Annotated in this window: 14 protein-coding genes and 1 pseudogene; 12 read left to right on the top strand and 3 right to left on the bottom strand. The window is 39.9% G+C overall.

Annotation, left to right across the window (positions count from 1 at the left end):
• Nucleotides 1-306: 306 nt before the first annotated feature.
• Nucleotides 307-518, top strand: a pseudogene (locus LB467_RS19600) (transposase); the annotation flags it as partial.
• A gap of 633 nt (nt 519-1,151) precedes the next feature.
• Here LB467_RS19600 and LB467_RS15680 read toward each other — a convergent pair.
• Together LB467_RS15680 and LB467_RS15685 are read right to left on the bottom strand one after the other, a co-directional pair.
• Nucleotides 1,152-2,495 (bottom strand): sensor histidine kinase, encoded by a 1,344-nt coding sequence (locus LB467_RS15680; protein ID WP_224475000.1) that lies wholly within the window; start codon nt 2,493-2,495, stop codon nt 1,152-1,154.
• Nucleotides 2,485-3,831, bottom strand: a complete 1,347-nt coding sequence (locus LB467_RS15685) for a sigma-54-dependent transcriptional regulator (protein WP_224475001.1) — start codon at nt 3,829-3,831, stop codon at nt 2,485-2,487. Before LB467_RS15685 ends, LB467_RS15680 begins: the two co-directional genes overlap by 11 nt.
• Before the next feature lie 203 nt (nt 3,832-4,034).
• Here LB467_RS15685 and LB467_RS15690 point away from each other — a divergent pair, with 203 nt between their 5' ends.
• From LB467_RS15690 to LB467_RS15740, 11 genes are all read left to right on the top strand, one after another.
• A complete protein-coding gene (locus LB467_RS15690) occupies nt 4,035-5,288 on the top strand; it encodes an efflux RND transporter periplasmic adaptor subunit (RefSeq protein ID WP_224475002.1) in 1,254 nt (417 codons plus the stop codon).
• A 187-nt stretch (nt 5,289-5,475) separates the two neighbouring features.
• Complete coding sequence (locus tag LB467_RS15695; protein WP_224475003.1) at nt 5,476-6,153, top strand: ABC transporter ATP-binding protein; 678 nt, start codon at nt 5,476-5,478, stop codon at nt 6,151-6,153.
• A 35-nt stretch (nt 6,154-6,188) separates the two neighbouring features.
• On the top strand, nt 6,189-8,588 hold the full coding sequence (locus LB467_RS15700) for an ABC transporter permease (protein ID WP_224475004.1): 2,400 nt from the start codon (nt 6,189-6,191) through the stop codon (nt 8,586-8,588).
• 55 nt (nt 8,589-8,643) lie between these two features.
• The gene (locus LB467_RS15705; RefSeq protein ID WP_224475005.1) at nt 8,644-11,070 is read left to right on the top strand and encodes an ABC transporter permease; all 2,427 of its coding nucleotides are present in this window, start codon (nt 8,644-8,646) and stop codon (nt 11,068-11,070) included.
• A 67-nt stretch (nt 11,071-11,137) separates the two neighbouring features.
• Nucleotides 11,138-13,585 carry an ABC transporter permease gene (locus LB467_RS15710; RefSeq protein ID WP_224475006.1) on the top strand — a complete coding sequence of 816 codons (2,448 nt, stop codon included), beginning with the start codon at nt 11,138-11,140 and terminating at the stop codon, nt 13,583-13,585.
• Between the two features lie 148 nt (nt 13,586-13,733).
• Entirely contained in the window at nt 13,734-16,160 is a 2,427-nt protein-coding gene (locus LB467_RS15715; RefSeq protein ID WP_224475007.1) for an ABC transporter permease, read from the top strand.
• A gap of 381 nt (nt 16,161-16,541) precedes the next feature.
• Complete coding sequence (locus LB467_RS15720; RefSeq protein WP_224475008.1) at nt 16,542-17,057, top strand: ABC transporter permease; 516 nt, start codon at nt 16,542-16,544, stop codon at nt 17,055-17,057.
• Nucleotides 17,054-19,465, top strand: coding sequence for an ABC transporter permease (locus LB467_RS15725; RefSeq protein WP_224475009.1), 2,412 nt, complete (start codon nt 17,054-17,056; stop codon nt 19,463-19,465). The genes LB467_RS15720 and LB467_RS15725 overlap by 4 nt, the downstream gene beginning before the upstream one ends.
• Before the next feature lie 208 nt (nt 19,466-19,673).
• Nucleotides 19,674-22,061, top strand: a complete 2,388-nt coding sequence (locus LB467_RS15730) for an ABC transporter permease (protein WP_224475010.1) — start codon at nt 19,674-19,676, stop codon at nt 22,059-22,061.
• A 365-nt stretch (nt 22,062-22,426) separates the two neighbouring features.
• The gene (locus LB467_RS15735; RefSeq protein WP_224475011.1) at nt 22,427-23,110 is read left to right on the top strand and encodes an ABC transporter ATP-binding protein; all 684 of its coding nucleotides are present in this window, start codon (nt 22,427-22,429) and stop codon (nt 23,108-23,110) included.
• A 2-nt stretch (nt 23,111-23,112) separates the two neighbouring features.
• The gene (locus LB467_RS15740) at nt 23,113-24,525 is read left to right on the top strand and encodes a TolC family protein (RefSeq protein WP_224475012.1); all 1,413 of its coding nucleotides are present in this window, start codon (nt 23,113-23,115) and stop codon (nt 24,523-24,525) included.
• A 161-nt stretch (nt 24,526-24,686) separates the two neighbouring features.
• Here LB467_RS15740 and LB467_RS15745 read toward each other — a convergent pair whose 3' ends face one another.
• Nucleotides 24,687-25,382, bottom strand: a complete 696-nt coding sequence (locus LB467_RS15745) for a hypothetical protein (RefSeq protein WP_224475013.1) — start codon at nt 25,380-25,382, stop codon at nt 24,687-24,689.
• Between the last annotated feature and the right edge of the window lie 64 nt (nt 25,383-25,446).

The following is a 25,446-nucleotide window of genomic DNA, read 5'->3' on the forward strand; positions in this document are numbered from 1 at the left end:
CAGTATGCTCCGGAATAATTTTGCCGGCCAGCCATTTTTTTAATTTATAAGGGGGTCAGCATCCGCCGGAATGACAGATACCTAAAAGGTGGGCTTTAGAGGGGTCAGCTTAGTCCGGAATATCCAGTCAGGACAATCAGGCCTTGCAAGCGAGCAAGGAGTTTAAATTTGAGACTGTTTTAAGCATCTTTGTTTTTGTACGTTGTGCCTGTTGCATAAGTTACCGAAATTAGTTAATTTCATGATACGCAAGGCAAAAAAGACTATCAGGAAAAACTCTTCACTTCCCTTAGGTTAAGTGACGGAATCCCCAAAGAAAATTTCTATCGCCTGTTAAAAGAGGCGCTCAATTTGGACTTCCTTTATCCACTCAAAAAAGTATTGACCCTGTGGTATATTTTAAAATCTGTCTGGTGGGATATCTCGAAAATATTACTACAGATCGCGGCGTGATGGCCCATTGTGCCATGCGGCGGGATATCCTTTATTTCTTGGGATACGATGTAGATGAAGAATTACTTAGTGTGTCACTTTTTGTTTCTTAAGTTAGTTTTCCAATCGGTTGCTAGATATTGTCTTTTCTATTTCCTGTTAATATTGGTGTTACCGCAGGTCTTATTCAGAAATAAGAAGAAGATAGAAGAAGGTAGAAGAAACGGTCAAAATTTATTATAGCCCAGGTGGGACCACCAACAAAATCTAGCCATGCAGAGATGTAGGGCTTTTTTGTTTCTTCTTGGGTACAACATATGTACAACAATTGAGAATTAATTTTGTTGCTACAGATTGGACAGTATCGACATTAGATGTATAGGTTAGCTTTAAAAAAATTATGTATTCCCTACGCTCAGGGTGTTCAAAAACAACCAGTCTAAATTGCACAACATTTATAGATGACCCCTATATGTTTGGGAAAATCTTATACATAAAAAAAGCACGTTACAACCGTCACGTAAAAAATAGATATATTCGTAGTATAGAATTTTATGATTGATTTAGAGGCTTTTAGATTCTCCAAATACCGTATATTTTTGAGTTTGAGAAAGTCTAAGAATAGAGGCTTACCATATTTAAACTAGGGGGCGCGTATATTAGACTTTTCTCGAGACGATGATTTAGCTAAAAAATAAATTAAGAAAGGATACCAGAGGTTAGAATACTATACTCACCGCAGTACCTATGCCTTCTTTGCTTTGAACATTGATTTTACCTTTGTGTAGTAACATAATTTGCTTGCAGAGACTCAGGCCAATTCCGCTGCCATTTTTTTTAGTTGTATAAAAGGGAACAAAGATAGTCTCAAGTATCTCTGGAGGAATTCCAACCCCGTTATCTGCCACCACTATGTGAATACTGCCGTTAATTGCTTTTCCCGCAGTTATGGTAATTTTTGGCTCTGCTAGATCCTTACAGGCATCCGTGGCATTTAGAATGAGGTTGATAAGTACCTGCTCAATAAGGTAACTGTCTATTTCTACCTGAAGGCCCGTTACCTGCTCTTTAAAATTGATATTTATATGTTTATCCTTAAGTAAAGGAAGCATTAGGTGATGAATATTTTCAAAAAGTTCATTTACGTATATTTTTTCCAGGTTAAGTTGAGTGACCTTACTCAAACTACGATAAGTTTTGGCAAACTTCATCAAGCCTTCACTTCGCTTTTTTATACTAATAATACCTGCCTGTAGATCCTCTTTTTCAAGGGGAAAAGTCTCGGGTTGCTTTATAGAAAGTTCTACCTGATTGTTGATAGTATCGGCAAGTGAGGATATTGGTGCGATGGAATTCATGATCTCGTGCGTCATTACGCTTAGAAGTTTTTTCCATGCTTCAGATTCATTCTTATCCAAAGTTTCGTCAATATTCTGAAGGACGATAAGTTTATAGGTTTCCTCTTCTATATGGAAAAGGGTATCAGAAATAAGCACTTTAAGAGTTTCATTATTTACAGTAATGGACACTGAACCTGCCTTTGGATGATAAGAATCAAAAACATCTGCATACAAAGCAGGTTTTCTTCTGGCCACGAAACTCACATTTTTAAAAGATGGCATGTCCAGAGTGTTTTTTATGGTATCATTAGCCCACAGCACTTGCCCTGTATCAAGGTTGTACGCTATAATTCCAATATCAACCATTTCAAGGATCTTTTGTAAATAAAGGTATTGAACCTCTTTCCTGGCATTGATTTCTCTCACCACCCGGTTTACTTCATTAAATCCCTTATGAAGTTGCCGTATATCATGGGGTCCCAATTCCTCAACAAATCTTCTTGAAAAATCCCTGTATTTAACCGACTCAAAAAAATCATCAATCTCCCTGAAACGCCGTTGCAGGAATTTGTGCAGGTTTAAAAATGATAAGAGAGATAGAATTCCGGCACCAATGGCGAGATAATAAAAGGAATTTGTTATAGCATACGCCATCCCGATAAGGAAGAGCAATAAGATCAGGATCCTTGCAAGTAAGAAGACGCTATGAGTTTTATAGGCCATATTTTTCGAGTCTACGATATAAAGCAGCCCTGGTGATCCCTAATTCTTCAGCAGATCTTGAAATATTTCCCTTGTTCTTTTTGATTACGGTAAGTATGGTGTTTTTTTCGATGTTCTCAAGTTTCAACTCTCCTTGTACTGGGGGCCTATGGGCATTCTCCAGGGCAGAAAATATAAGGTCCTCTTCGGTAAGTGTATCAAATTCAGCCATGATCACTGTGCGTTCCAGGGCATATTGTAACTCCCTTACATTCCCGGGAAAGGAATGGTCTTTCAATTTCTTGATAAAACTTTTGTCCAGCTCAAATGGTCCTTTATTATACTTTTCACCGTAGATCTTTAAAAAGTGCTTTGTAAGTAGAAGAATGTCGCCGTTTCGATCCCTTAAAGGAGGAACGGTAATATCCACTGTATTGATCCTGTAAATGAGATCTTTTCTAAATTTATTTTCATCGGCCAGAACTGAGATGTGCAGATTTGTGGCGCAAATAAGCCGTATATCCACCGGTATAACCTCATTGGATCCCAGCGGGGTAATATGCCGGTTTTGCAGTACGGTTAAGAGCCGGGTTTGTTGTTTCAGGCTTATATTTCCAATTTCATCCAGGAAGAGGGTGCCTCCATTGGCAGCCTCAAAACGACCCATCCTGTTTTCTCGCGCATCTGTAAATGCCCCTTTTTTGGATCCAAAAAGTTCGCTTTCAAAGAGGCTGGGAGTGAGAGCACCTACATCTACCTTAACAAATGGTTTATCTTTTCTGTTGGAATTATCATGGATAGAACGGGCGATAAGATCCTTGCCGGTACCATTTTCCCCTAATACAAGAATGTTTGCATCTGTAGGTGCTACTTTTTTCAGCTTCACAAATACATCTTCCATCACTTCACTTTTACCCAAAATCCGGGTTTCTTCCATTAGGACTCCCGGTCCTGATGTTTTACCAGATTTTTGCTTCTCAACCAGATCTTTTACAGAATTAAGTAGTTTTTCATTTTTCCAGGGTTTTACTAAAAAGTCTGAAGCCCCTTCTTTTAGAGATCTTATGGCAAGATCTATATCTCCATAAGCCGTAATTAAAATAACATCGGCCTCCGGACTAAGCCTTTTGATTCTATTGAGCCAGAATATTCCCTCATTACCTGTATTGACAAGGCCATTAAAATTCATGTCCAGTATAATTACCTCAAAATTAGTATTTTGTAACAAGGAGGGGATCTGGTTTGGATTCTTTTCCACCACGACTTCCTTTACCACAGGTTTCAATAGTAATCGCAGTGCCACAAGCACATCTTTGTCATCATCAATGATTAATATCCGGGCCTTCTTAAGTATCATAAATACAATATTACAATTTTCTCTTCAGCTTAAAAGTGGTTTCAGAAGGATAATTTGCCATTGAAAAAAACTGTGTTATTAGCGTACACCGAGTGTCCGTTTTCGAACACCCTTTCCTTAACATTAATATGTAAATCACTTAATTTCAACATATTAAGAGGATGGCATTATATTGCCTATTTAATAAGAGAAAAACATTGTAAATGGATATACCATTAAAAAAGAAAAAATTTACACTTAAAAGGATTGTTTTGATTCTTGGTGGAATTGCCCTAATCGGATTTATCGTTTTTGTACTTATATCATCCGGTGGTAGCTCGAAATTAAACGTTCAAAAGGAGAGGATAAGTATCAATTCTGTAAACCAGGGAATTTTTCAGGAAAATATCCCGGTCAATGGAATAGTGATGCCAATCTCAACAATATATCTGGATGCTCTTGAAGGCGGAAGAGTGGAGGAAATTTATGTAGAGGACGGTGCTATAATGAAAGCGGGGGAACCAATTCTTCGCCTTTCAAATACAGACCTGGAGCTTAGTCTTATAAATCAGGAAACACAGGTTTATAACCTTTTAACACAGATGCAAATCTCTCAAACCCAGGCAAGGCAAAATACTATAAACAGGCTTAACCAGGCTACAGAGGTTGAAAACAGCTTAATTGAAGCCAAAAGAATCTATAATTTAAATAAACGATTATATGAAAAGGATGCGATTGGGAAGCAGGAGCTTATAGAATCTGAAAATAATTACAACTATCAAAAGGAACGAATGGCACTTTCTGAGGAAGTTCTGAAACAGGATTCCATTGCAACAAGACAGGAAGTTACCCAGGCACAGAATTCCTATGAGCGCACACAAAGTGCTCTTGAGCTTATGCGTAAAAAAGTAGGGGACCTGGTAGTACGTGCTCCGGTAGAAGGCCAACTTACTTCTCTTGATGCTGAAATTGGACAGTCTAAAAACAAGGGAGAACGCCTGGGGCAGATAGATGTTTTAAGCGGCTTTAAAGTAAGGGTGGATATTGATGAACATTATATTTCAAGGATCTACAATGGGCAAACCGGGACTTTTAATTTTAATAATAAACAATTTACCCTAACGATCAACAAAGTTTACACTCAGGTTACCAATGGAAGATTTCAGGTAGATATGCTTTTTGAAGGAGATGTTCCTGAAGGAATACGAAGGGGACAAACCTTGCAGATACGCGTTGCTTTAAGCGAGGAGAAACAGGCACTTCTTATTCCAAAAGGAGGATTTTTTCAGCAAACAGGAGGTAACTGGATATTCAAATTAAGTGAAGACGGGGAGAGTGCTTACAGGGCAGATATACGTTTAGGAAGCCAGAATACAGAGTACTATGAAGTGCTTGACGGCCTCCAGCCGGGAGATAGGGTCATTACCTCCAGTTATGATAATTATGGAGACATCCAGGAACTGGTGATAAAGGAATAGGTTCCAGGCGAGGGAATATCAGTTTTATAATATTTAAATAAAAAATAGGTGTCACAATCAGAGTAGTAAAGAAGTCTTTAATAAAAGGTATTATTCAGGTTATTAAGATCAGAGACTTTCAGAACAAAATGGGAAGTGCCAGTAAAAAAGAAAATTAAACCATCTTAAAAACGAATAACGACAAGCAATGATAACAATTGACAATCTCGAAAAATTCTACAGGACCGAGGAGGTTCAAACTGTAGCTCTTAACAAACTTTCTTTTCAGGTAAAGGAAGGAGAATTTGTGGCCATCATGGGTCCTTCCGGTTGTGGGAAATCTACCTTACTCAATATTTTGGGACTTCTTGACGATCCCGATGGTGGCAGTTTTGTATTCAATGGCACCGAGGTTTCGGGGTTCAATGAACGAAAAAGGGCCAATTTAAGAAAGCACAATATTGGATTTGTATTCCAGAGTTTCAATCTCATAGATGAATTGACCGTTTTTGAAAATGTAGAGCTTCCATTGATCTACACAGGTGTTAAAACTGCCGATAGAAAAACCAGGGTTCACGAGGTACTTGAAAAAATGGGGATCATGCATAGACGCAATCACTTTCCGCAGCAATTATCGGGAGGACAGCAACAAAGGGTGGCAGTAGCGAGAGCGGTAGTAAATAATCCGAAACTGATCCTTGCCGATGAGCCTACCGGAAACCTGGACAGCAGCAACGGAAATGAAGTAATGGACCTGCTAACAGAACTGAACGAAGCCGGAACCACTATCATTATGGTTACCCACAGTGAACACGATGCCAAATACAGCCATAGGATCATTAGAATGCTTGATGGCGAAAAAGTAACAGAGAATGTTTTAGTATAAAAAAGGGTTCTTCATCAATCAAAATATTCATCATCATGATCAGAAATTATTTCAAAATAGCCTATAGGAACCTATTAAATAACAAGGTTTATTCATTAATAAACATTTTTGGTCTGGCCATTGGCATGGCAGTAACGATCATGATCTTTCTATGGATTCAGGATGAGGTAAATTTTAACAGGTCATTTGAAAATCACGACCAAATAGCTCAGGTTTACCAAAGCCAAACTTTCAATGGTCAGGTTGGAACCGGACCTGCAATACCCAGACCTTTGGAATTTCTATTCAGGGAATCTTATAGCTCAAATTTTGACAAACTGGCGATGTCCTCCTGGACCAATTCTAAATACCTTAAATATGAAGATACCAATATTTCCAGATCCGGAAATTACATCCAGGAAGAGGGACTTGAGATTTTTGAGCCAAATATTATAAAGGGAACCGAAAAAGGTTTAGAGGAAGTTAATGCGATTATGATTTCCGAATCTACTGCCAAAGCTTTATTTGGAAATAATGACCCTGTTGGTAAAATCCTGAAGGTGAATAGCGTTGATGATATGTTAGTTACGGCAGTATACGAAGATTTTCCGCAAAATACCACCTTAAAAGATGTCCACTTTCTTATGCCTTGGAAACATTACGCTAATTCCCAGGAATGGATTAAAAATGCAAGGGATCAATGGGGAAATAATTCGTTTCAATTGTTTGTAAAACTCCCGGAAAACCTTTCAATGGAAACAGTAACGGCTAATATTTTGGATTCCAAAAAGAAAGCCAATAAAGAAGCTATTCAATTTGATACTCGTATTTTTCTTTTGCCGATGGATGATTGGCACCTGAGATCCAACTTTGAAAATGGCATTCAGACGGGTGGTAGGATTGAAAACGTATGGCTATTTGGAATTATAGGGACTTTTGTGTTGTTCCTGGCCTGCATAAATTTTATGAACTTAAGCACGGCCAGATCCGAAAAAAGAGCTTTAGAAGTAGGAATTCGTAAAGCAATAGGGTCCAGTAAAGGACAATTAATAAAACAGTTTTTAAGCGAATCCCTTGTGGTGACCATGATAGGTTTTTTAATAGCCATAGGATTAGTACTTATTTTTCTTAGCACCTTTAATGAGCTGGCAAGCAAAGAGATTAGCTTTCCCTGGTCCAGCCCGGAGTTCTGGTTTTATTCATTGCTATTTATAATTGTTACCGCCATATTAGCCGGTGGTTACCCTGCACTGTATTTGTCGTCTTTTAACCCTGTAAGAGTTTTAAAAGGCACCTTTAATTCCGGGAGGTTCTCTGCACTTCCAAGAAAAGTCTTAGTTGTAACCCAATTTACTGTTTCCGTTGTACTTATTATTGGAACCCTTGTGGTAATGAGCCAAATTGAATTCAGCAAAAACAGGCCAGTTGGATATAATAAGGGAGGTTTGATACAGATACCGGTTATGAGCTCCGATTTTCAAGGCAAAAGCGATCTAATGCGAAACCAATTTATAAATTCCGGTGGAGCAATTGAAATGGCTACCTCAATGAGTCCTACCACTGAAGTGTGGTCTAACCGCTCAGGATATGAATGGGAAGGTAAACCTGAAGACTTTCAGGAAGATTTTGCCTGGACAGAGGTTTCATATGAGTATGTTGAAACCCTGGGCATGAAAATAATTATGGGCAGAGATTTTTCCCGGGATTTTTCTACAGATTCCAATGCAGTTATTATAAACAGGACAGCGATGGAGTATATGGGAATGACAGATCCCATTGGAAAATATCTAACAGATGATGATGAGGAAAATCCGGAGCCACCCAAACAAATTATTGGCGTCGTGGAGGATGTAATTATTCAGTCCCCTTATTCACCTGTAAAACAGCAATTATATGTTTTTGACAGATTTAACAATGTTAACTATTACAATGTTCGATTGAACCCGAAAAACAGTGTTTCTGAAAATCTCGCATTAATTGAAAACACCTTTAAACAACAATTCCCTAATCTACCTTTCAAATACGATTTTATAGACGAAGAATATGCCAAGAAATTTGCGACTGAGGAGCGCATTGCAAGTTTGGCTCAAATATTCACAGTGCTCGCGATTTTTATCAGTTGCCTGGGCTTATTTGGCCTGACTTCTTTCGTAGCTGAACGACGTACCAAAGAAATTGGGGTGAGAAAGGTTCTTGGCGCTACTGTTACGAATTTATGGCTTTTGCTTTCCAAAGATTTTGTGAGTTTAGTTCTCATTTCCCTAATTATCGCCATACCTATTGCTTACTACTTTATGCAAGGATGGTTGCAGAAATTTTCGTACCGAACAGATATCTCTCTCTGGATATTTATGGCTACAGCAGTTGGAACTTTGATTATCACTTTGATAACGGTGAGTTTTCAATCCATTAAGGCAGCTTTGGCCAACCCGGTGAATAGTTTAAGAACAGAATAACCCTCTAGCCCCCTAACCCCCAAAGGGGAATTTAAAAAACAAAAAGAAAATTAATATGATAAAGAATCATTTTAAAATCGCCTGGAGGAATATGATGAGGCATAAAGGCTTCTCCTTCCTCAATATCGCCGGATTGGCCCTTGGGTTTACCGCCTGTTTTCTCATTGCTCTTTTTATCTGGGATGAACATCAATTTGACAAATTCCTACCGGAGGGAGAAAGGGTGTACCGGGTCTATAATCATTTTTCAGACAGCAATAGGGATGAGATGAATGCACCCACATTTCCTATGATCGCCACTACTTTAAAACAGGATTTTCCTGAGGTGGAGCAAACCGCTAGAATACTGATGTTACCGGAGGGCAAGGAACTTTTTGAGACCGATGGCAAAAAAATGTATGTAGACAGAGGGTTCTTTGTAGACTCAACTTTTTTTGAGGTTTTTCCTCTGGAGCTTAAGTATGGATCACGGGATGGTGCTCTGGATGAACCGGCATCAATAGTAATTTCTGAAGAAATGGCCGAACAGTTTTTTGGAAATGAAAATCCTGTAGGAAAGGAGATCATAATGAATCAAACTCCCTTGACCGTAAAAGCCGTTATAAAAAAGAATCCGAAATTTCATTTACAGATCAATTCCCTATTGCCGCTTTCTTTGGCCGGTATCCCTGCTGAAAGAATGGAAAGCTGGGGATGGATGCAGTTCTACAATTACCTAAAGCTCAAAGAAGGAGCAGATGCCGGGGCCCTGGAAGCCAAATTTCAACCCTTAGTACACCAGAAGACCCAGGAGTTTTCAGATGGCCGGGAAGCTACACATAAGGTATACCTGCAACCGCTGCACAAGATCCATTTGTATTCTTCAAATTTTGTTTATGATAATGCAAAAAGGGGAAATATCACTTATTTACGGGCCCTTACTTTTATAGCCATTTTCATTTTGCTTATTGCCTGCTTCAATTTCATCAATCTCGCTACGGCAAAATCCCTACAAAGAGCCAAAGAGGTTGGAGTAAGAAAATCTATTGGAGCCAACCGTAAGCAGTTGATCTTTCAATTTATAGGGGAAACAGTTTTTCTTACTTTGATAAGTATAGTTTTGTCGCTTATACTCACCCTAATTTTATTACCCTGGCTTAACGAATTCACCGGGAAGGAAATTGAGTATTCCATATTCACAGATCCATTATTATTGTTGAGCTTCTTAGGAATTACTCTTACTGTGGGCATCCTGGCCGGTATTTATCCGGCACTGGTATTATCCAACTTTAAACCTGTTAAGGTGCTTAAAGGTTCGGTTCTGGGTGACCATGAACCGGGAAAGATCCCTTTTTTACGTCACGGCCTGGTGGTGATTCAATTCACCCTTTCAGTGCTATTGATCATAAGTGCCATAGTAGTTTATAATCAGGTGAATTACCTGCACAACAAAGATCTTGGTTTTAATAAGGACCAGATCATGTTCTTCCCCCTTCGTGGTGCAAATATGCAAGCCAATAAAGAGTCTTTTAAAATGCAACTTGAGCAACTTCCCGGGGTATCGTCAGTTTCTATAGGATATGGGTTCCCCGGGGATGCGGTGGCGGGAGATGGAATTAAAGTTCATAGGAACGGCCTGGTGGAAGAACAGGGGGCTACCCAATTGATGGTGGACTTTGATTACATAGAAACTCTGGGGATAGAGATGGTTGCAGGACGACCGTTTTCCGAAGAAATGGGAACAGACAAAGATAAAGCTTTCATCATCAATGAAACTGCGGTAAAAAATCTTGGTTATGGCACTCCGGAGAATGCCCTTGGGCAAAAGTTATCCTGGAATATATGGAACAATGTGAATCAGGATTCTATTAAAGAAGGACAGATAATAGGGGTAGTAAAGGATTTTAACTATAAAAGCCTGTATGAAAAAGTGGAAACCACGGTGCTGCAAATATTCCCGCCGGCTGCTTCAAAAGTGGCAGTAAAAATGGAATCGACCAATATTGGCAATACCATAGATAAAGTAGAAGGGGTGTGGAATACCTTTTCGCCAGATTACCCCCTGGAGTACAGGTTCCTTGATGACAGCTTTGAGAAAATGTATTTGGCAGAGGATAAATTAAAATCCTTACTAGGGATCTTTACAGGCTTGGCCATTTTTGTTGGATGTTTAGGGTTATTTGGTCTTGCCGCTTTTTCTGCTGAAAGGAGAAAAAGGGAGATCGGAATAAGAAAGGTACTTGGCGCCAGTGTGGAGAATATAGTAGTTCTTATGTCAAAGGATTTTGTAAAGCTGGTAATAATTTCCCTGGTCATTGCTTCTCCCATTGCCTGGTATTTTATGAACGGGTGGCTACAAGACTTTGCCTATAGGATCAATATTGGCTGGTATGTTTTTGCTGTGGCAGGTGTTACCGCTATTGGAATAGCTCTTCTTACGGTAGGATTTCATGCTGTCAAGGCAGCTATGGGAAATCCGGTTGAGAATATTAGAACGGAATAATCCTCTGGCCACCAGGTATCCTTACCCTCCGAAGAGGGAATAAAAGCATCGTTAAAAAACTACTGTCATGTTCAGAAACTATTTAAAATTAGCCGCAAGGAATTTGATGAAGCATAAAACCTTTTCCTTCATCAATATATTTGGCCTCTCCATAGGCCTTATCTGCTGCATGTTGATTTCCCTGTACATCTATCACGAATATAGTTATGACAGATATCATGAGAAAGCAGACAGGATCTACCAATTGAACAACGTATTTATCGAAAATGGAGAAGAGCGCTCCCATGCCACAGTTCCCGCGGCAATGGCGGGACTTTTAAAGCAGGATCTTCCCGAAATTGAAGAAACAACCCGGTTGCTAAGGTTATGGGAGGATGATAAAACCCTTCTGAAATATGAACAGGATGGAGCCTCAAAAGTTTTTTATGAAACCGATGGTTATGTAGCCGATGCTTCTTTTTTTGAGATATTCAGTTATAATTTTATAGATGGTAATCCCAAAACCGCCCTCGAAGAACCCAATACAATTGTTATAACAGATGAAATAGCTGAAAAACTCTTTGGAAATGAGTCGGCTATTGGGAAACAAATACGGGTTAGCAGCAGCACCAATGGAGATCATGATTACACAATAACAGGGGTTTTTCAGCCTCACCTGCAACCATCACATATTAATGCCCGCTTTTTTCTTTCGGTTAGAGGAGGAGACCTGGATGAGTTTATAAACAATAGCACCACCCTCCTGAATAATAATATGTTCTATACTTATTTTTTGCTGAAGGAGGGAACTCAACCTGAAATTCTTGAAGCCAAATTCCCGGTTTTCATAGAAAAATATATTGGGGAAGAGTTGAGGGCAAGGGGATCCGGCAGAGAGCTCTTCCTTACAAACCTAAAAGATATTCATTTAAATTCTGAAATAGCTGAAAATGTTACCCCACCCGGCAGCCTAAAATATATTTATATTTTAGGCTCCATAGCTATTCTTACCCTGCTCATCGCCTGTATAAATTTTATGAACCTTTCCACTTCCAGATCATCTAAAAGAAGTGTGGAAGTAGGAGTGCGAAAAGTTCTGGGAGCAGAAAAAAGAACACTTATATGGCAATTTCTGGGAGAGTCTTTAATTATGGCTTTGATAGCATTTGTTTTTGCGATTATTTTCGTACAGTTTTTCCTCCCGGTTTTTGGACAGATAGCCGGAAAGGAAATTACCCTTGCTCTAAATCAAAAGGCACAATTGTATCTCCTCTTTTTGGTTCTCGCGGTTTTCACTGGATTTTTAGCGGGAAGTTACCCTGCTTTCTTCCTGTCATCTTTCAAACCTGTAAAGGTGCTAAAAGGAAAATTTTCAAACTCCTTTGCTGCTGTTTCCTTACGGAAAGGACTTGTGGTGGTTCAGTTTGTTATTTCCATAGTGCTAATTATCGCTTCTGTAGTGATCTCTAATCAAATGAGCTTCCTTAGATCTACAGATCTTGGATTTCAGAAAGAACAACAGCTCGTAATTCCTTTGCGAAGCGGACAGGCAAAACAGAATTACTCTAATTTAAAAAACTCTCTGGAAAACATTTCTGAAATTACTTCAGTAGGAGGGTCTGCATATTATCCGGGGATCAGTAATCCGCAGGACTGGATGATGTATAAAGAAGGGCAAACTATGAAGGATGCAAAAACGGTTTATATCAATCAGGTAGACGAAAGTTTTTTACAAACTCTAAAAATTGAGCTCGTAGCGGGTAGGACCTTTTCCAGGGAATTCCCGGCAGATCACTGGGCAAATATGGTTTTGAATGAAACAGGCGTCAGTAATTTTGGCTTCTCATCTCCTGAGGAAGCAGTTGGAAAATGGATCGCTTTTGACTGGGAAGGCCAGCAACATAGATTCGGAATTGTGGGGGTAGTAAAGGATTTTCATTTTAAAGATCTTCATATAGATATTGAATCCTACGGATTTATTTTAAATACCGATACCAGCCCCAACTATTTAATAGCAAATTTAGGTGCAGGCAATATCTCAAATAATATAGATAAAATTGAAAGTGCCTGGAAAAGTTTTATTCCGGATGAACCTTTTGAATATAGTTTCCTGGATCAGGATTTTCAGAAGAATTATCAGGCCGAAGACAGGCTTGCGAAAATGATAAGCTACTTCACCCTTATCGCCATACTTATTTCCTGCCTGGGATTATTTGGCCTCGCAACCTTTAGTGCAGAACAGCGAATAAAAGAAATAGGCCTTAGAAAAATACTTGGTGCAAGTAGTGCAAATTTAGTGACCCTCCTATCCAGGGATTTTTTAAAACTGGTGGTGATCTCCATTATTTTGGCATCTCCATTGGCCTGGTATATCATGAACCAATGGTTGCAGACTTTTGCTTATCGTATTGATATTAACTGGAAGGTTTTTGCATTTACCTCTTTGCTCGCCGTGATCATTGCATTGGTAACTGTTAGTTTCCAGGCAATAAAAGCAGCAATGGTCAATCCTGTGAAGAATTTGAGAACGGAATAATATTATCACCCTGGAAAAGAGAAGAGAACAGAGAACAGAGAAAAAAGAAAGAAGAAACAAGAGGCAAGAGTCAAGACTAAAACAAAGAAAATAAGATATCAACCCTCCGAAATGATCAAGACCACGAGGCCTTAAACAACATGATATTATGATAAAGAATTATATTAAAACAGCGTGGAGGAACCTTTTGAAAAATAAGGTTTATTCGATATTGAACATTTTGGGGCTGGCAATTAGTCTGGCATGTTTTATTCTCATTGCACTATACGTGGTGGATGAGCTAAGCTATGATCGTTTTCACGAAAAAGCAGAACGCATTTACCGGATTAACAGCGATATCACGATGGGGGAAAGTCAGAGCCTTCCATTTACATCAGATATGATGGGGCCAACAATGAAGCAGGACTACCCCCAGGTAGAAGAATTCGTGCGGATATATACTTCCAACGGCTCCAAATTGCTGCGTAAAGGAAACGAATTTATACAGGAAAACCGGGTAGCCCATGCCGACTCCACAATATTTGAAGTTTTTACCCTTCCCTTAATTGCCGGAGACCCGGATACTGCCCTGAAAGATCCGAGAAGTGTGGTAATATCAGAGTCTGCAGCCCAAAAATATTTTAGCTCTGTTGATGTACTGGGAGAAACTCTCGAAACTATCCAGGGAACTGAATATAAGATTACCGGGCTAATGCAGGACATCCCATCGAACTCCCACTTTCGCTTTGATTTTCTGTTCTCTATGGACAATGATATTTATAGGTTTGGAAATCATATCAGCCATAATTTTCATACTTATTTGCTGCTTAGAGAAGGAACAACTGCCCAGGAAATTGAAGCAAAGTTTAATGATTATATGGACCGTTATGTGATGCCGGTTGCAAAACAGGTATTGAATATTAACAGCAGAAAAGAATTTGAGGATGCAGGAAACAAACTGGAATACTCGCTGTTTCCCATAACCAGAATTCATTTGTATTCAGACAGGGTTATGGAAATCAGGCCGGGCGGGGATATTCAATACGTGTACATTTTTTCAGCCGTTGCGCTTTTCATTTTGCTTATAGCCTGTATTAATTTTATGAACCTGTCTACTGCACGTTCTGCAGGAAGAGCCAGGGAGGTAGGGATAAGAAAAGTTTTGGGCTCTGCCAGAAAGCAGCTTATACAACAGTTCCTGTCTGAAGCTATGCTTATGGCAGCACTGGCAATGTTCCTGGCTGTTGGAATAACTTACCTGAGCCTGCCGGCATTTAATGAAATTGCAGCAAAAACCCTTTCTATCCAAAGGATATTTCAGCCGGATATACTTGTATTTTTGCTCGTTCTTCCATTTCTAGTAGGACTTTTAGCGGGATCTTATCCGGCACTTTTTCTTTCTGGATTTAAACCTGTACAGGTTTTAAAAGGGAACCTCAACCTCGGGGCAAAGGGAGGAACTTTTAGAAACGTGCTGGTTGTTTTTCAGTTTGCGACTTCCATTATTCTCATTATAGGAACTATAGTGGTCTATCAGCAACTGGATTATATTCAGAATAAGAATTTAGGATTTAACAAGGAGCAGGTGATTGTTGTGAATGAGACCCATGTTCTTGGACAGCAGGCGCCTACATTTAAAAATGAAGTTCTTGAAATGACGGGGATCAAAAACGGTACTTTAAGCGGCTACCTGCCGGTAAGCGGTTCCTCCCGAAGTGATAATACTTTTTCAAAAGAAGCCGTAATGTCTACAGAAAGCAGCTTTGGGATGCAGCAATGGATAATTGATGAGGATTACATCCCAACAATGGGAATGGAGCTTGTTCAAGGCAGGAATTTTTCGAAAAAATTCAGTACAGATTCCACTGCAGTGATTCTTAATGAATCTGCAGCGAAAATATTCGGGCCCGGAGATGTGGTGGGAAAAAAAATCTATAGGGTTTCCAATTTTGAAACCGGAGAACTAACGTCATATGAAATCATTGGTGTAGTCAAAAATTTTCATTTCGAAACATTACGGCAAAATATAGGACCGCTTGGATTTATGTTAGGAAATAGTACCGGGCTTGCCTCCTTTAAGGTGAATGCAGCCAATATTTCACAGGTTTTAATCGGAATAGAACAGAAGTGGGAAAGTATGTCCACGGGAATGCCATTTAGCTACCGGTTTATGGATGAAGCTTTTGATGAAATGTATAGAACCGAGCAACGTCTGGGAAAAATTGCCCTTATATTCTCACTTCTTGCAATTTTAGTAGCCTGTCTTGGATTGTTTGGCCTGTCAACATTTATAGCAGAAAAGCGCATCAAGGAGATAGGCATAAGAAAAATATTAGGTGCCTCTGTAAACGGGCTGGTACAAATGCTTTCAAAAGATTTTCTTAAGCTCGTTATTATTGCCTTTGTAGTTGCTACGCCTCTTGCGTGGTACGCTATGAACCAGTGGTTACAAGACTTTGTCTATAGAATCGAAATAAGCTGGCTCTATTTTGCTGCTGCAGGTTTTCTTGCACTCTCTATTGCACTGGCTACGGTAAGTTATCATGCGGTTAAAGCTGCAATGATGAACCCCGCGAAAAATTTAAGATCTGAATAAGTCCCCAACCCCTGCCTTTGCCGGCAAGCAGGCCTGAAGGGGGAATAAGGAAATAAAATTTAATTGTAATGCTTAAAAACTATTTAAGAATTTCGAAGAATATTTTGGATTTAATTTAACCGGAAAAGTAAGAATGCCATCTTAATGGCTCCCTGTAGCGCAGGTGAAAAGAAGTGTATTGGTAGCGAACACCAGTGTTCGCTACCGAACACTTTTGGAAAAAGTAAAGGATATTAAATTACTGTAAATCAAGTTGTTATACCATCGGCACGCTTTTACTGTTTAATAACAGAATTTCTTTGCCTTAATGACGGAAAAAACTCAAAACTATATGTGGCACAGTCAAATCCTAAGAAGTAAAATTAATAAAAATTAGTTGTGATGCTTAGAAACTATCTCAAGATCGCCTGCAGAAACATTCTCAGGAACAAAGGCATATTTTCCATAAATATTGCCGGGCTTGCTATTGGGATAGCATCCTGCCTCATCATAATGCTTTTTGTGGTAGATGAATTGATTTACGGCTGTTATAATGAAAATTCAGATGAGGTTGGGAGGCTTGTTTGTAAGGCAAATATCCATGGGGAAGAGATAAGGAAAGCTGTGGTCATGGCACCGGTTGCTTCAAACTTAAAAGAAGATTTTTCGGAAGTCGTGAATGTAACGAGGATAAGGATGAAAGGTTCTTCAATACTCATTGTAGAAGACAGGATCTTTAGGTACAGCAAATATGCATATGAAGACCCTAACTTCTTCGACATCTTCACCTTGCCGGTCATTGAAGGGAATAATGAAAATCCCCTTGATAAACCCAATTTCATAGTGCTCAAAAGACCTGAAGCCCTGAAACTTCTTAGGGAGCAGGAGGCTGTTAAGGCGCAAAATTTACGATTATGATCAAGAATATTATAAAAGTCGCATTTAGGTATTTAGTTAAACATAAAGGCTATACCTTCATTAATATAACCGGACTCGCGGTGGGAATCGCAGCTTGTATTCTCATTGCGTTATTTGTGCGCAGCGAATGGAGCTTTAACAAGATGCATAGTCAGGGCGACAGGATCCATCGGGCGTGGCTTCAGGAGCATTATCAGGGGGAGATATTTAATAATACTGCAACTCCTATTCCGTTAGCCCCATTACTCGCTGCGAATCTTCCGGAGGTAGAAGCTGCAACAAGGATTAATGAGATAAGTGCCCCAATTATCCACCAGGGAAATACATTCAATTATGCTGTTACTATGGTGGATAGCACCCTGTTTCGGATCTTTGATTTTGAACTTTTAAAAGGAGACATTAAAAATCCTTTTCCAACTAAGAACTCTATTATAATTTCAGAAGAAACAGCAAAGGTCTTCTTCGGAAATACAGAACCTGTAGGTGAAACGCTGGAACTTGTGGTAGGTGGAGAAAACATGTTGTTTACTATATCTGGTATACTGGAAGATATTCCTTACGAATCCAGTATAAGGATGGAATTCATAATTCCCTTCAGCAATGCAGTTCATATCTGGCCGGAACAAACCAGAACCTCTGGCTGGACAAGTGTTTATGGTCAAACTTATGTATTGCTGAAGCAGGGAGCAGATCCGGCAGCGGTGAATTCAAAAATCCCGGCTTTTATGGATCCTCTTGTATCACAGGGATACAAACCCGGGGAATATATTGTAACTCTTCAGCCTTTGTCTGACATACATTTTAATACCGCTTTACCTGAAGAACTTACCGGGGCTTCCAATCCGTTGTACGCCTATATACTGGCAACGGTGGGAATTCTTATCCTGCTTATAGCCTGTGTCAATTTTATAACTCTTGCCACAGGAAGATCTGCCACCCGGGCAATGGAAGTGGGAGTGAGGAAGGTTATGGGAGCTCAAAAGAAACAGCTTATAGCCCAGTTCTTTGGAGAATCATTCCTGGTAACTCTAATGGCTCTTATAACAGGGATTTTACTGGCTTTTTTATTACTGAAATCTTTTAACCAGATGGCAAACCGGGAATTTGTGCTTGGAGCAGATCCTTTTATGGTGATCTTCTGTTTGTTCCTACTTTTTTTTATTACGCTGTTTGCCGGGGGATACCCTGCGCTGGTCCTTTCCTCCTTTCAACCGGTAAAAGTGTTGAAAGGAAATATTAAAACATCCGGTATGGGAATCTTTGGGAAAAGCCTGATTATTGGTCAGTTTGTGGCTTCCATTGTCATGATCATTTGTACCATAATAATAGGCAAACAGCTCAATTACCTGCAAAGCAAAGACCTTGGTTTTGGAAAGGAACATGTGATCATAGTACCCACGAACAGGTCAATAGCTGAAGGTAATACTTTGGCTGCAAAATATATAACCGAACTGGAAAGTAATCCGAAGGTGGTAAGTGCAAGTAATTCCCTATTTACAATGGCAGAGTTCGGTTGGGCCCAAATAGGTTATCAGGATGATAATGGTGCGTACCGTATGCTCAGGTTTAACGCTGTAGATCCCAATTTTATTAAAACTATGGGGCTTCAATTAGTTCAGGGACGTGGCTTTATGAAAGACAATCCTGCCGATTCCAGTGGAATTGTAGTAAATCAGGCCCTGGTACAGCAATATGGGTGGGAAGATCCTCTAGGCAAAAAGCTTCCCGGCAAATACCCACAGGAGATCATAGGAGTGGTGGAGGATTTTCATTTTGAATCCCTCCACTCTCCCATACAACCTGCGGTAATGGCATTAGGCGCCAGACCTTTCTTCCAACTATCGAGTGATGTAAGTATGTCCTATTCTGCCAGCCCGAGGGTTTCGGTCAAGTTCCGGGAAGGAAATTTAGAGAAGCACGTGGCTGTACTGGAAAATACCTGGAAATCTGTGGCCGGGGATCAGGATTTTCAGTTCCGGTTTCTTGATGAATCCCTGGCTGCAGCTTACGAGCAGGAACGACGCCTGGGTAAGATCGTTCAATATGCTTCGGTTTTATCAATTTTTATCGCCTGCCTGGGATTGTTCGGTCTCGCTACTCTTGTAGTTGCAAGACGAAGAAAGGAGATAGGAATAAGAAAAGTTCTGGGAGCCGATGTTTCTACCCTGGTGGCAACTCTCAATAAGGATTTTGTGATCCAAATACTGATTGCCTCAATAATCGCCTTTCCTCTTGCCTGGTTTATGCTCAACAGGTGGATGAGAGATTTTGAATACCGTATTGATATCCCGTTTTGGGTTTTTGCGGTTGCGGCTTTGATCGTAATGTTAGTGGCTATGGTAACTGTGAGTTTCCAGTCGATAAAAGCAGCGTTGAGCAATCCGGTGAAAGGCTTGAGGTCGGAATAAGGACCCTTTCTACCTGCAAAAGGGGAGTTTTTCAAAAGTGAAAATAGAGAAAAGACAAGAAATCACGAAACAGAAAAACAAATAAAAACATTCGTGCATTAGTGGCTAACTTTTTTCAATAAATAAACGGAAAACAGAAAACGAAACCGGGAACCAAAAGACAGGCTCAAAGTGGTACCTGGAATATAATAAATGAAAATTGTTGGTGATGATAACAAATTATTTCAAGATCGCGTGGCGCCACTTAAACAAGAACCGGCTCTGTAGCATTATAAATCTTTCAGGTCTTGCAATTGGTATCACGGGATGCCTTCTTATCGGTTTATATATATGGCATGAATGGAGCTATGACCGGTTCCATGAAAATTCAGATCGTATTGCACGGGTCACCTGGGAGTATAGGTTTGATGGGACAACAGAAGAAACTGCCATGACCGGTACCCGGGTTGGCCCGGAATTCACAAGGAAATTCCCTGAAGTAGAGAAATCTGTAAGATTGCTTAAATTTCCCCGGGTAGTTTCTTATGAAAATCAGCAGTTTGAAGAAAAGAACTTCCTTTATGCCGATTCCACGTTTTTTAAAATTTTCACCTATCCTTTAGTTGAAGGTGATCCGCACACCGCACTGGATGCGCCGGAGAGTATGGTGATCACAGAAACTATAGCCAGGAAATATTTTGGAAATGAAAATGCTGTTGGAAAAACTTTAAATGTAGGAGGTACAAAGGATTTTATTATAACCGGAATTGCAGAAGATGTTCCCAATAATTCACAGATCAAATTTGATTTTGTAGTTCCTTTTCACGGCCTGAGTGCGGCCAAAGGGGAAAAATATAGTGAAGCCAATTATCTCACTTTTTTATTACTGAAAGATCCGGAGAGTTTTATTCCCCTGCAATCTAAAATTGCAGACCATATGAAGCAGGTGAATGAAGAAGAAATGAAATTGGAAGGGAAGAATTATATGACCTTTCATCTACAACCACTCACAAATGTTCATCTTTATTCTAAGATTGATGGTTTTGAACCAAATAGCAACATCACCTACTTATGGGTACTGGGAGCTGTAGCTTTTTTAATCCTATTGATCGCCTGTGTAAATTACACTAATTTGAGTATTGCTCAGGCAGCCGGCAGGAGTTCAGAAATTGGGATGCGAAAGGTGCTCGGAGCGGGGAGGAAGAATATCTTTTATCAATTTATAAGTGAGGCGATTTTGATGAGCCTGGTGGCTTTCGCCTTTACAATGTTCATAGCTTATTACCTCCTTCCGAAATTCAACCGGCTGGCCGGGAAGGAGATCGATGTTCAAATATTGGTCGATCCTATAACTATACTTTTGCTGTTTTTCCTATCCATAATTGTAGCATTCCTTGCAGGGGCGTATCCGGCTTTTGTACTTTCCGGGGGAAAAGTTATTCGTATACTCAAAAGTGGATTCTCATTTACAGGTTCAGCTGTGCTTCGCAGGTCACTTATCGTTTTTCAGTTCGTTATCTCTATCTTTCTTATTATCTCAACGGTGGTCATTCTGCAACAGCTCAATTATATTCAGAAGAGAGATCTTGGGTATAATAAGGAACAACTAGTGATCCTTCCTGTAGATGCTCAAATTAGGGAAAAATATAAGGAGATAAGAGCAGCAATGGAAAATATTCCTGGTGTTAGTTCTGTAGCATCTGCCTATGAAGAATCTACTCATATAGGCTGGAGCGATGGAATGACGGCGCTTGAGAATAATAAAAGGATAAGTGTAAATGCCCTACCCGCAGATGAAAAAATCGTTGAAACCCTTGGATTCACCATTGTTGCCGGTGAAGATTTTACGCTTAGCGATATTAAAATGGCAGATCCTGAAGTTCATGGAGATAATATTCAGTATACCTACATGCTTAATGAGGCTGCCGTGAGCGCTTTTGGATGGACACCACTGGAGGCTGTAGGTAAAAGAGTTGCCAAAGGCCGTGAAGGAATTGTACGCGCGGTGGTAAAGGATTTTCATTTTCGATCCCTTCATGAGCCTATTGGGCCGCTAATAATTTTTATGGATAAACGCCTGGCAAGTTCAATGTTTGTGAAATTGGAAAACACAAATGTGCCGGAAACCCTTGCCGGTCTTGAAGAAATCTGGAAGCAACGGGTACCACACCGCCCTTTTGAATATCAGTTCCTTGATGAGAACTATACCGCTTTATACAAGGCAGAACAAAGTATTGCCTCTGTGTTTACTACTTTTTCCATCATTGCAATTCTTTTAGCCTGTCTTGGCCTCTTCGCCCTTACAGCATATTCAATGGCTCAAAGGGCGAAAGAAATAGGAATAAGAAAAGTATTGGGAGCTTCAGTTGCCAACATTCTTACCCTGGTTTCCCGCGATTTTATTATCCTGGTAATTTTGGCCGTTTTAATCGCTATTCCTTTGTCATTGTTGGCCGTAAATAAATGGTTGAAAAACTTTTCCTATCATATAAATATTGAATGGTGGGTAATAGGTCTGGCTGTGTTGGTCACTCTAATAATAGCAACGGCAACGGTGTGGGCACAGGCATTTAAAACTGCGATGGCAAATCCGGTTGAGAATTTGAAATCGGAGTAGGAATGGAGAACCAAGAGACAAGAACCAAGAAACAAGACAAAAAAGGGGAGAGAGGAGAGTGGATAGTCAGGATGCTGGAAAGAAAGGAGAGAAGAGAGAAGATACGAGGATAGTGGAGGGAGAAGTTAAGAGTTAAGATTTATGAGAAGTAGCAAGACAGGATGATGAACACTTAACTCCATTAGATCCTGAAATAAGTTCAGGATGGCGTCAGGGATTTAATTGAACAACAGAATACAGATAATTATAAACAGAAAACACATAAAAACATTAGTGCATTCGTGGCTTACTTTTTTTCAGTAACAGAAAACAGAAAACAAGAAATATAAAAAACACTCAATATTCAATACTAACTACTAAAACAAATGCTCGAACTAAAAAACATATACAAATGGGTGAAATCCGGCGGAAGGAGAATTTTTCTTTTGAATGATGTTAGCCTTGAAATAGGAGAGGGAGAATTTCTCTCCATTATGGGGCCATCAGGATCTGGGAAATCAACCTTGATGAACGTGATTGGAATGCTTGACACATTTGATGAAGGCGAATATTATTTTTTGAATGAGCCGGTTCATGAAATGAAGGAAAAGAGCAGAACCAAACTTTTTCATAATAATATAGGCTTTATTTTCCAGGCATACCATCTAATAGATGAATTGACCGTCTATGAAAATATCGAAACCCCGCTGCTGTATAAAAACATCAAAAGCTCTGAACGCAAAGCATTGGTGGCAGATATCCTGGACAGGTTCAATATTGTGGGAAAGAAGGACCTTTTTCCTTCCCAGCTTAGCGGGGGACAGCAGCAACTGGTAGGAATAGCCAGAGCTTTGATCATCAAGCCAAAGCTCATCCTTGCAGATGAGCCTACGGGCAATTTAAATACAAAACAAGGTGAAGAGATCATGGAACTCTTCAGCGAACTGAACAATGAGGGGGTTACAATTATACAGGCTACTCACTCTGAAAGCAATGCCAAATATGGTTCCCGTATAATTAACCTGGTAGACGGAATGGTACAACGCACATCTACAGAAGCAATAAAATAATTATGATAAGGAAATTAATTACAGGAATAAGTTTAATCATCTATTCAGCAGGGTTTTCCCAGCAGGATTCACTATCTCTAAGTCTAGATCAAAGTATCGAGATCGCGCTGGAGAATAATCTGGATCTTCGTAGGGCCGATCTTCGGGCAGAAACTTCTGAAGTAAATTTACGCCAATCTCGCTCCAATATTTTACCAAATCTAAATGCCAGTATAAATGGAGGTATGAACAACGGTAGGAGTATAGATCCTTTTACAAACACCTATATCGAGGAGCAGCTCACATTTTCCAATGCAGGACTAAGGTTTGGGGCTACAGTTTTTAATGGCTTAAGGCTGCGGAACAGTATTCTCCGGGATAAGTATAATTTGCAGGCTTCAGAAATGGAAGTGGAGGAAGCAAGGCAGAATTTAGTTCTGGATGTAACCCTGGCTTACCTACAGGCACTTAATAATATGGACCTGGTAAAATTGGCTAAAGTGCGCCAGGAGACAACCTCTAAACAGCTGGATCGCCTGGAGGTTCTGTACAATGAAGGCTCCGGGAATCCTGCTGCTTTTACAGATATACAAGGCCAGATCGCCAATGACAGGACGGCCCTGGTGCGTGCAGAAAATGCCGTAACAGAGTCAATGCTGAATCTTTCACAACTCCTCAATGTAGAGCGATCGGTTGTCCCACAGCCGCGGGAAGCAGCCGTCTTTTTGGAAGAATACAGGCTTAGCCCGGAGGAAGTTTATGAACAGGCGCTGGAAAGTTTTCCTTCTTTTAAAGCGAGGGAATTACGAATAGAGGCAGCCAAAAAGAATGTAAGTGTGGCCAGATCCTGGTATTTCCCCGAAATCTCCCTTTTTGGACAGCTGAATACTAATTTCTCAAGTGCCGCAAGGTTTTTTACTGAAACCGGAACCAGGGTCACAGATACTGGTGGATTTGTAGAAATAGGGGAGGAGACAGTACCTGTTTTCACAAACGAGACCATCTTTGAAAGGCAGGAAATTGGAGTCTATGACCAGTTTAACAACAACCTGAATTCTGTTATAGGAGTTGCTATTGACATCCCGCTATTCAATGGTTTCAGGGCCCGAAATACTATAGCCCTTCAAAAGATCGTGCTTGAGGAATCAAAAGTAGAACTTGAAAGTACTAAACTTCAATTTTGGCAGTCCATTCAGCAGGCACACGCGGCTATGGAGGCCTCCTATAAAGAATACAACATCCTGCAGGAACAACTTAAGGCTTACGAGGAATCTTTCCGCGTAAATGAAATCAGGTTTGTAAATGGGGTATCCAATATTGTAGAATATATCATAAGTAAGAACAACCTGGATATTGCCAGTATAAACCTGGCAAATGCACGGTATCAATATTTGTTAAGGGTGCAGGTGCTGGAATATTTTAGAGGAAGGATTTGATAAGGTATGTTGTTTTAAGAGCTAGAAGAAGTACCAGATTTAATATATTCAAACCATAATTTGATTTTCTTCAGCTGTCCTAAATAAACTGTTCTGGTAGTTGTTAGGATTACTAACACCAGTTTATTTTTTGATGACCGTCGTTTGAGATTCGATATAGTTTAAAACAATTCCACGTCAATCCTATTGATGTAGATAGTTGTCTCCCCTTCAAATCCAGAATCGACTCCGAACAAGAGCCAGAGTGATCCTTCACTGTTGGCAGTTACTCTCATTGGAGTTGAAGGGCTGAGGCTTTTTAGGGTATAGATATTTTCATCTGAACCATTGGCAAAGCTTCCTATAACTACCATATTCTCCCCGCTGGTTGCCTGGTTCCCTTTATCTATATTTAACCTGTACCAACCTAGTTCATCCTCTTCTTTTTCGGGTTCCATAGGTGCTGCACCGGCTTTAATATATACACTTTCGCCGGGGCTTCCTCCAATGCCAAATTGCCCGTCTGCCACATTAGAAGCAAACTCTACCTCAAAATTAAGGCGGTATTCCTGATTAGGGGTTAAACCAGTGACCTGCTTTTTTACAAACATGAAAAGATCATCACTATGATTTTTTCCGGAAAGTTTCAGGGAACCCTGGGAATTGTCTAACGGATCTGGTAGTGGAGAATGCTCGAATTCCAGTCCATAATTTTCTTCTTCCCCGGCAGGATAATCGGCAAAATCTCCATTCCAGCCTTCAGTATCTTCTGAAAACCCATACATATAAGTAATTCTGTTATTATCCAGCTGCTCGTCATCATTCCCACAGCCCAAAATCATAGCCAGAGCGAGAATAGAAAAAAATTTTGATTTCATTTGAATTAGATTTAAGACATAAACTAAGATTGTGAATATTTTTCTATTTTCATATAATGAATTT

Source organism: Salegentibacter tibetensis (genome assembly GCF_020164485.1).
In the GTDB taxonomy this organism is placed as follows: Bacteria; Bacteroidota; Bacteroidia; order Flavobacteriales; family Flavobacteriaceae; genus Salegentibacter; species Salegentibacter tibetensis.

Bases quoted from the DNA above. Each gene is read 5' to 3' on its own strand.
- LB467_RS15735 (WP_224475011.1), top strand. From the start codon at position 22,427: ATGCTCGAACTAAAAAACATATACAAATGGGTGAAATCCGGCGGAAGG.
- LB467_RS15690 (WP_224475002.1), top strand. From the start codon at position 4,035: ATGGATATACCATTAAAAAAGAAAAAATTTACACTTAAAAGGATTGTT.
- LB467_RS15705 (WP_224475005.1), top strand. From the start codon at position 8,644: ATGATAAAGAATCATTTTAAAATCGCCTGGAGGAATATGATGAGGCAT.
- LB467_RS15695 (WP_224475003.1), top strand. From the start codon at position 5,476: ATGATAACAATTGACAATCTCGAAAAATTCTACAGGACCGAGGAGGTT.
- LB467_RS15720 (WP_224475008.1), top strand. From the start codon at position 16,542: ATGCTTAGAAACTATCTCAAGATCGCCTGCAGAAACATTCTCAGGAAC.
- LB467_RS15715 (WP_224475007.1), top strand. From the start codon at position 13,734: ATGATAAAGAATTATATTAAAACAGCGTGGAGGAACCTTTTGAAAAAT.
- LB467_RS15740 (WP_224475012.1), top strand. From the start codon at position 23,113: ATGATAAGGAAATTAATTACAGGAATAAGTTTAATCATCTATTCAGCA.
- LB467_RS15730 (WP_224475010.1), top strand. From the start codon at position 19,674: ATGATAACAAATTATTTCAAGATCGCGTGGCGCCACTTAAACAAGAAC.
- LB467_RS15710 (WP_224475006.1), top strand. From the start codon at position 11,138: ATGTTCAGAAACTATTTAAAATTAGCCGCAAGGAATTTGATGAAGCAT.
- LB467_RS15700 (WP_224475004.1), top strand. From the start codon at position 6,189: ATGATCAGAAATTATTTCAAAATAGCCTATAGGAACCTATTAAATAAC.
- LB467_RS15725 (WP_224475009.1), top strand. From the start codon at position 17,054: ATGATCAAGAATATTATAAAAGTCGCATTTAGGTATTTAGTTAAACAT.
- LB467_RS15680 (WP_224475000.1), bottom strand. From the start codon at position 2,495: ATGGCCTATAAAACTCATAGCGTCTTCTTACTTGCAAGGATCCTGATC.
- LB467_RS15685 (WP_224475001.1), bottom strand. From the start codon at position 3,831: ATGATACTTAAGAAGGCCCGGATATTAATCATTGATGATGACAAAGAT.
- LB467_RS15745 (WP_224475013.1), bottom strand. From the start codon at position 25,382: ATGAAATCAAAATTTTTTTCTATTCTCGCTCTGGCTATGATTTTGGGC.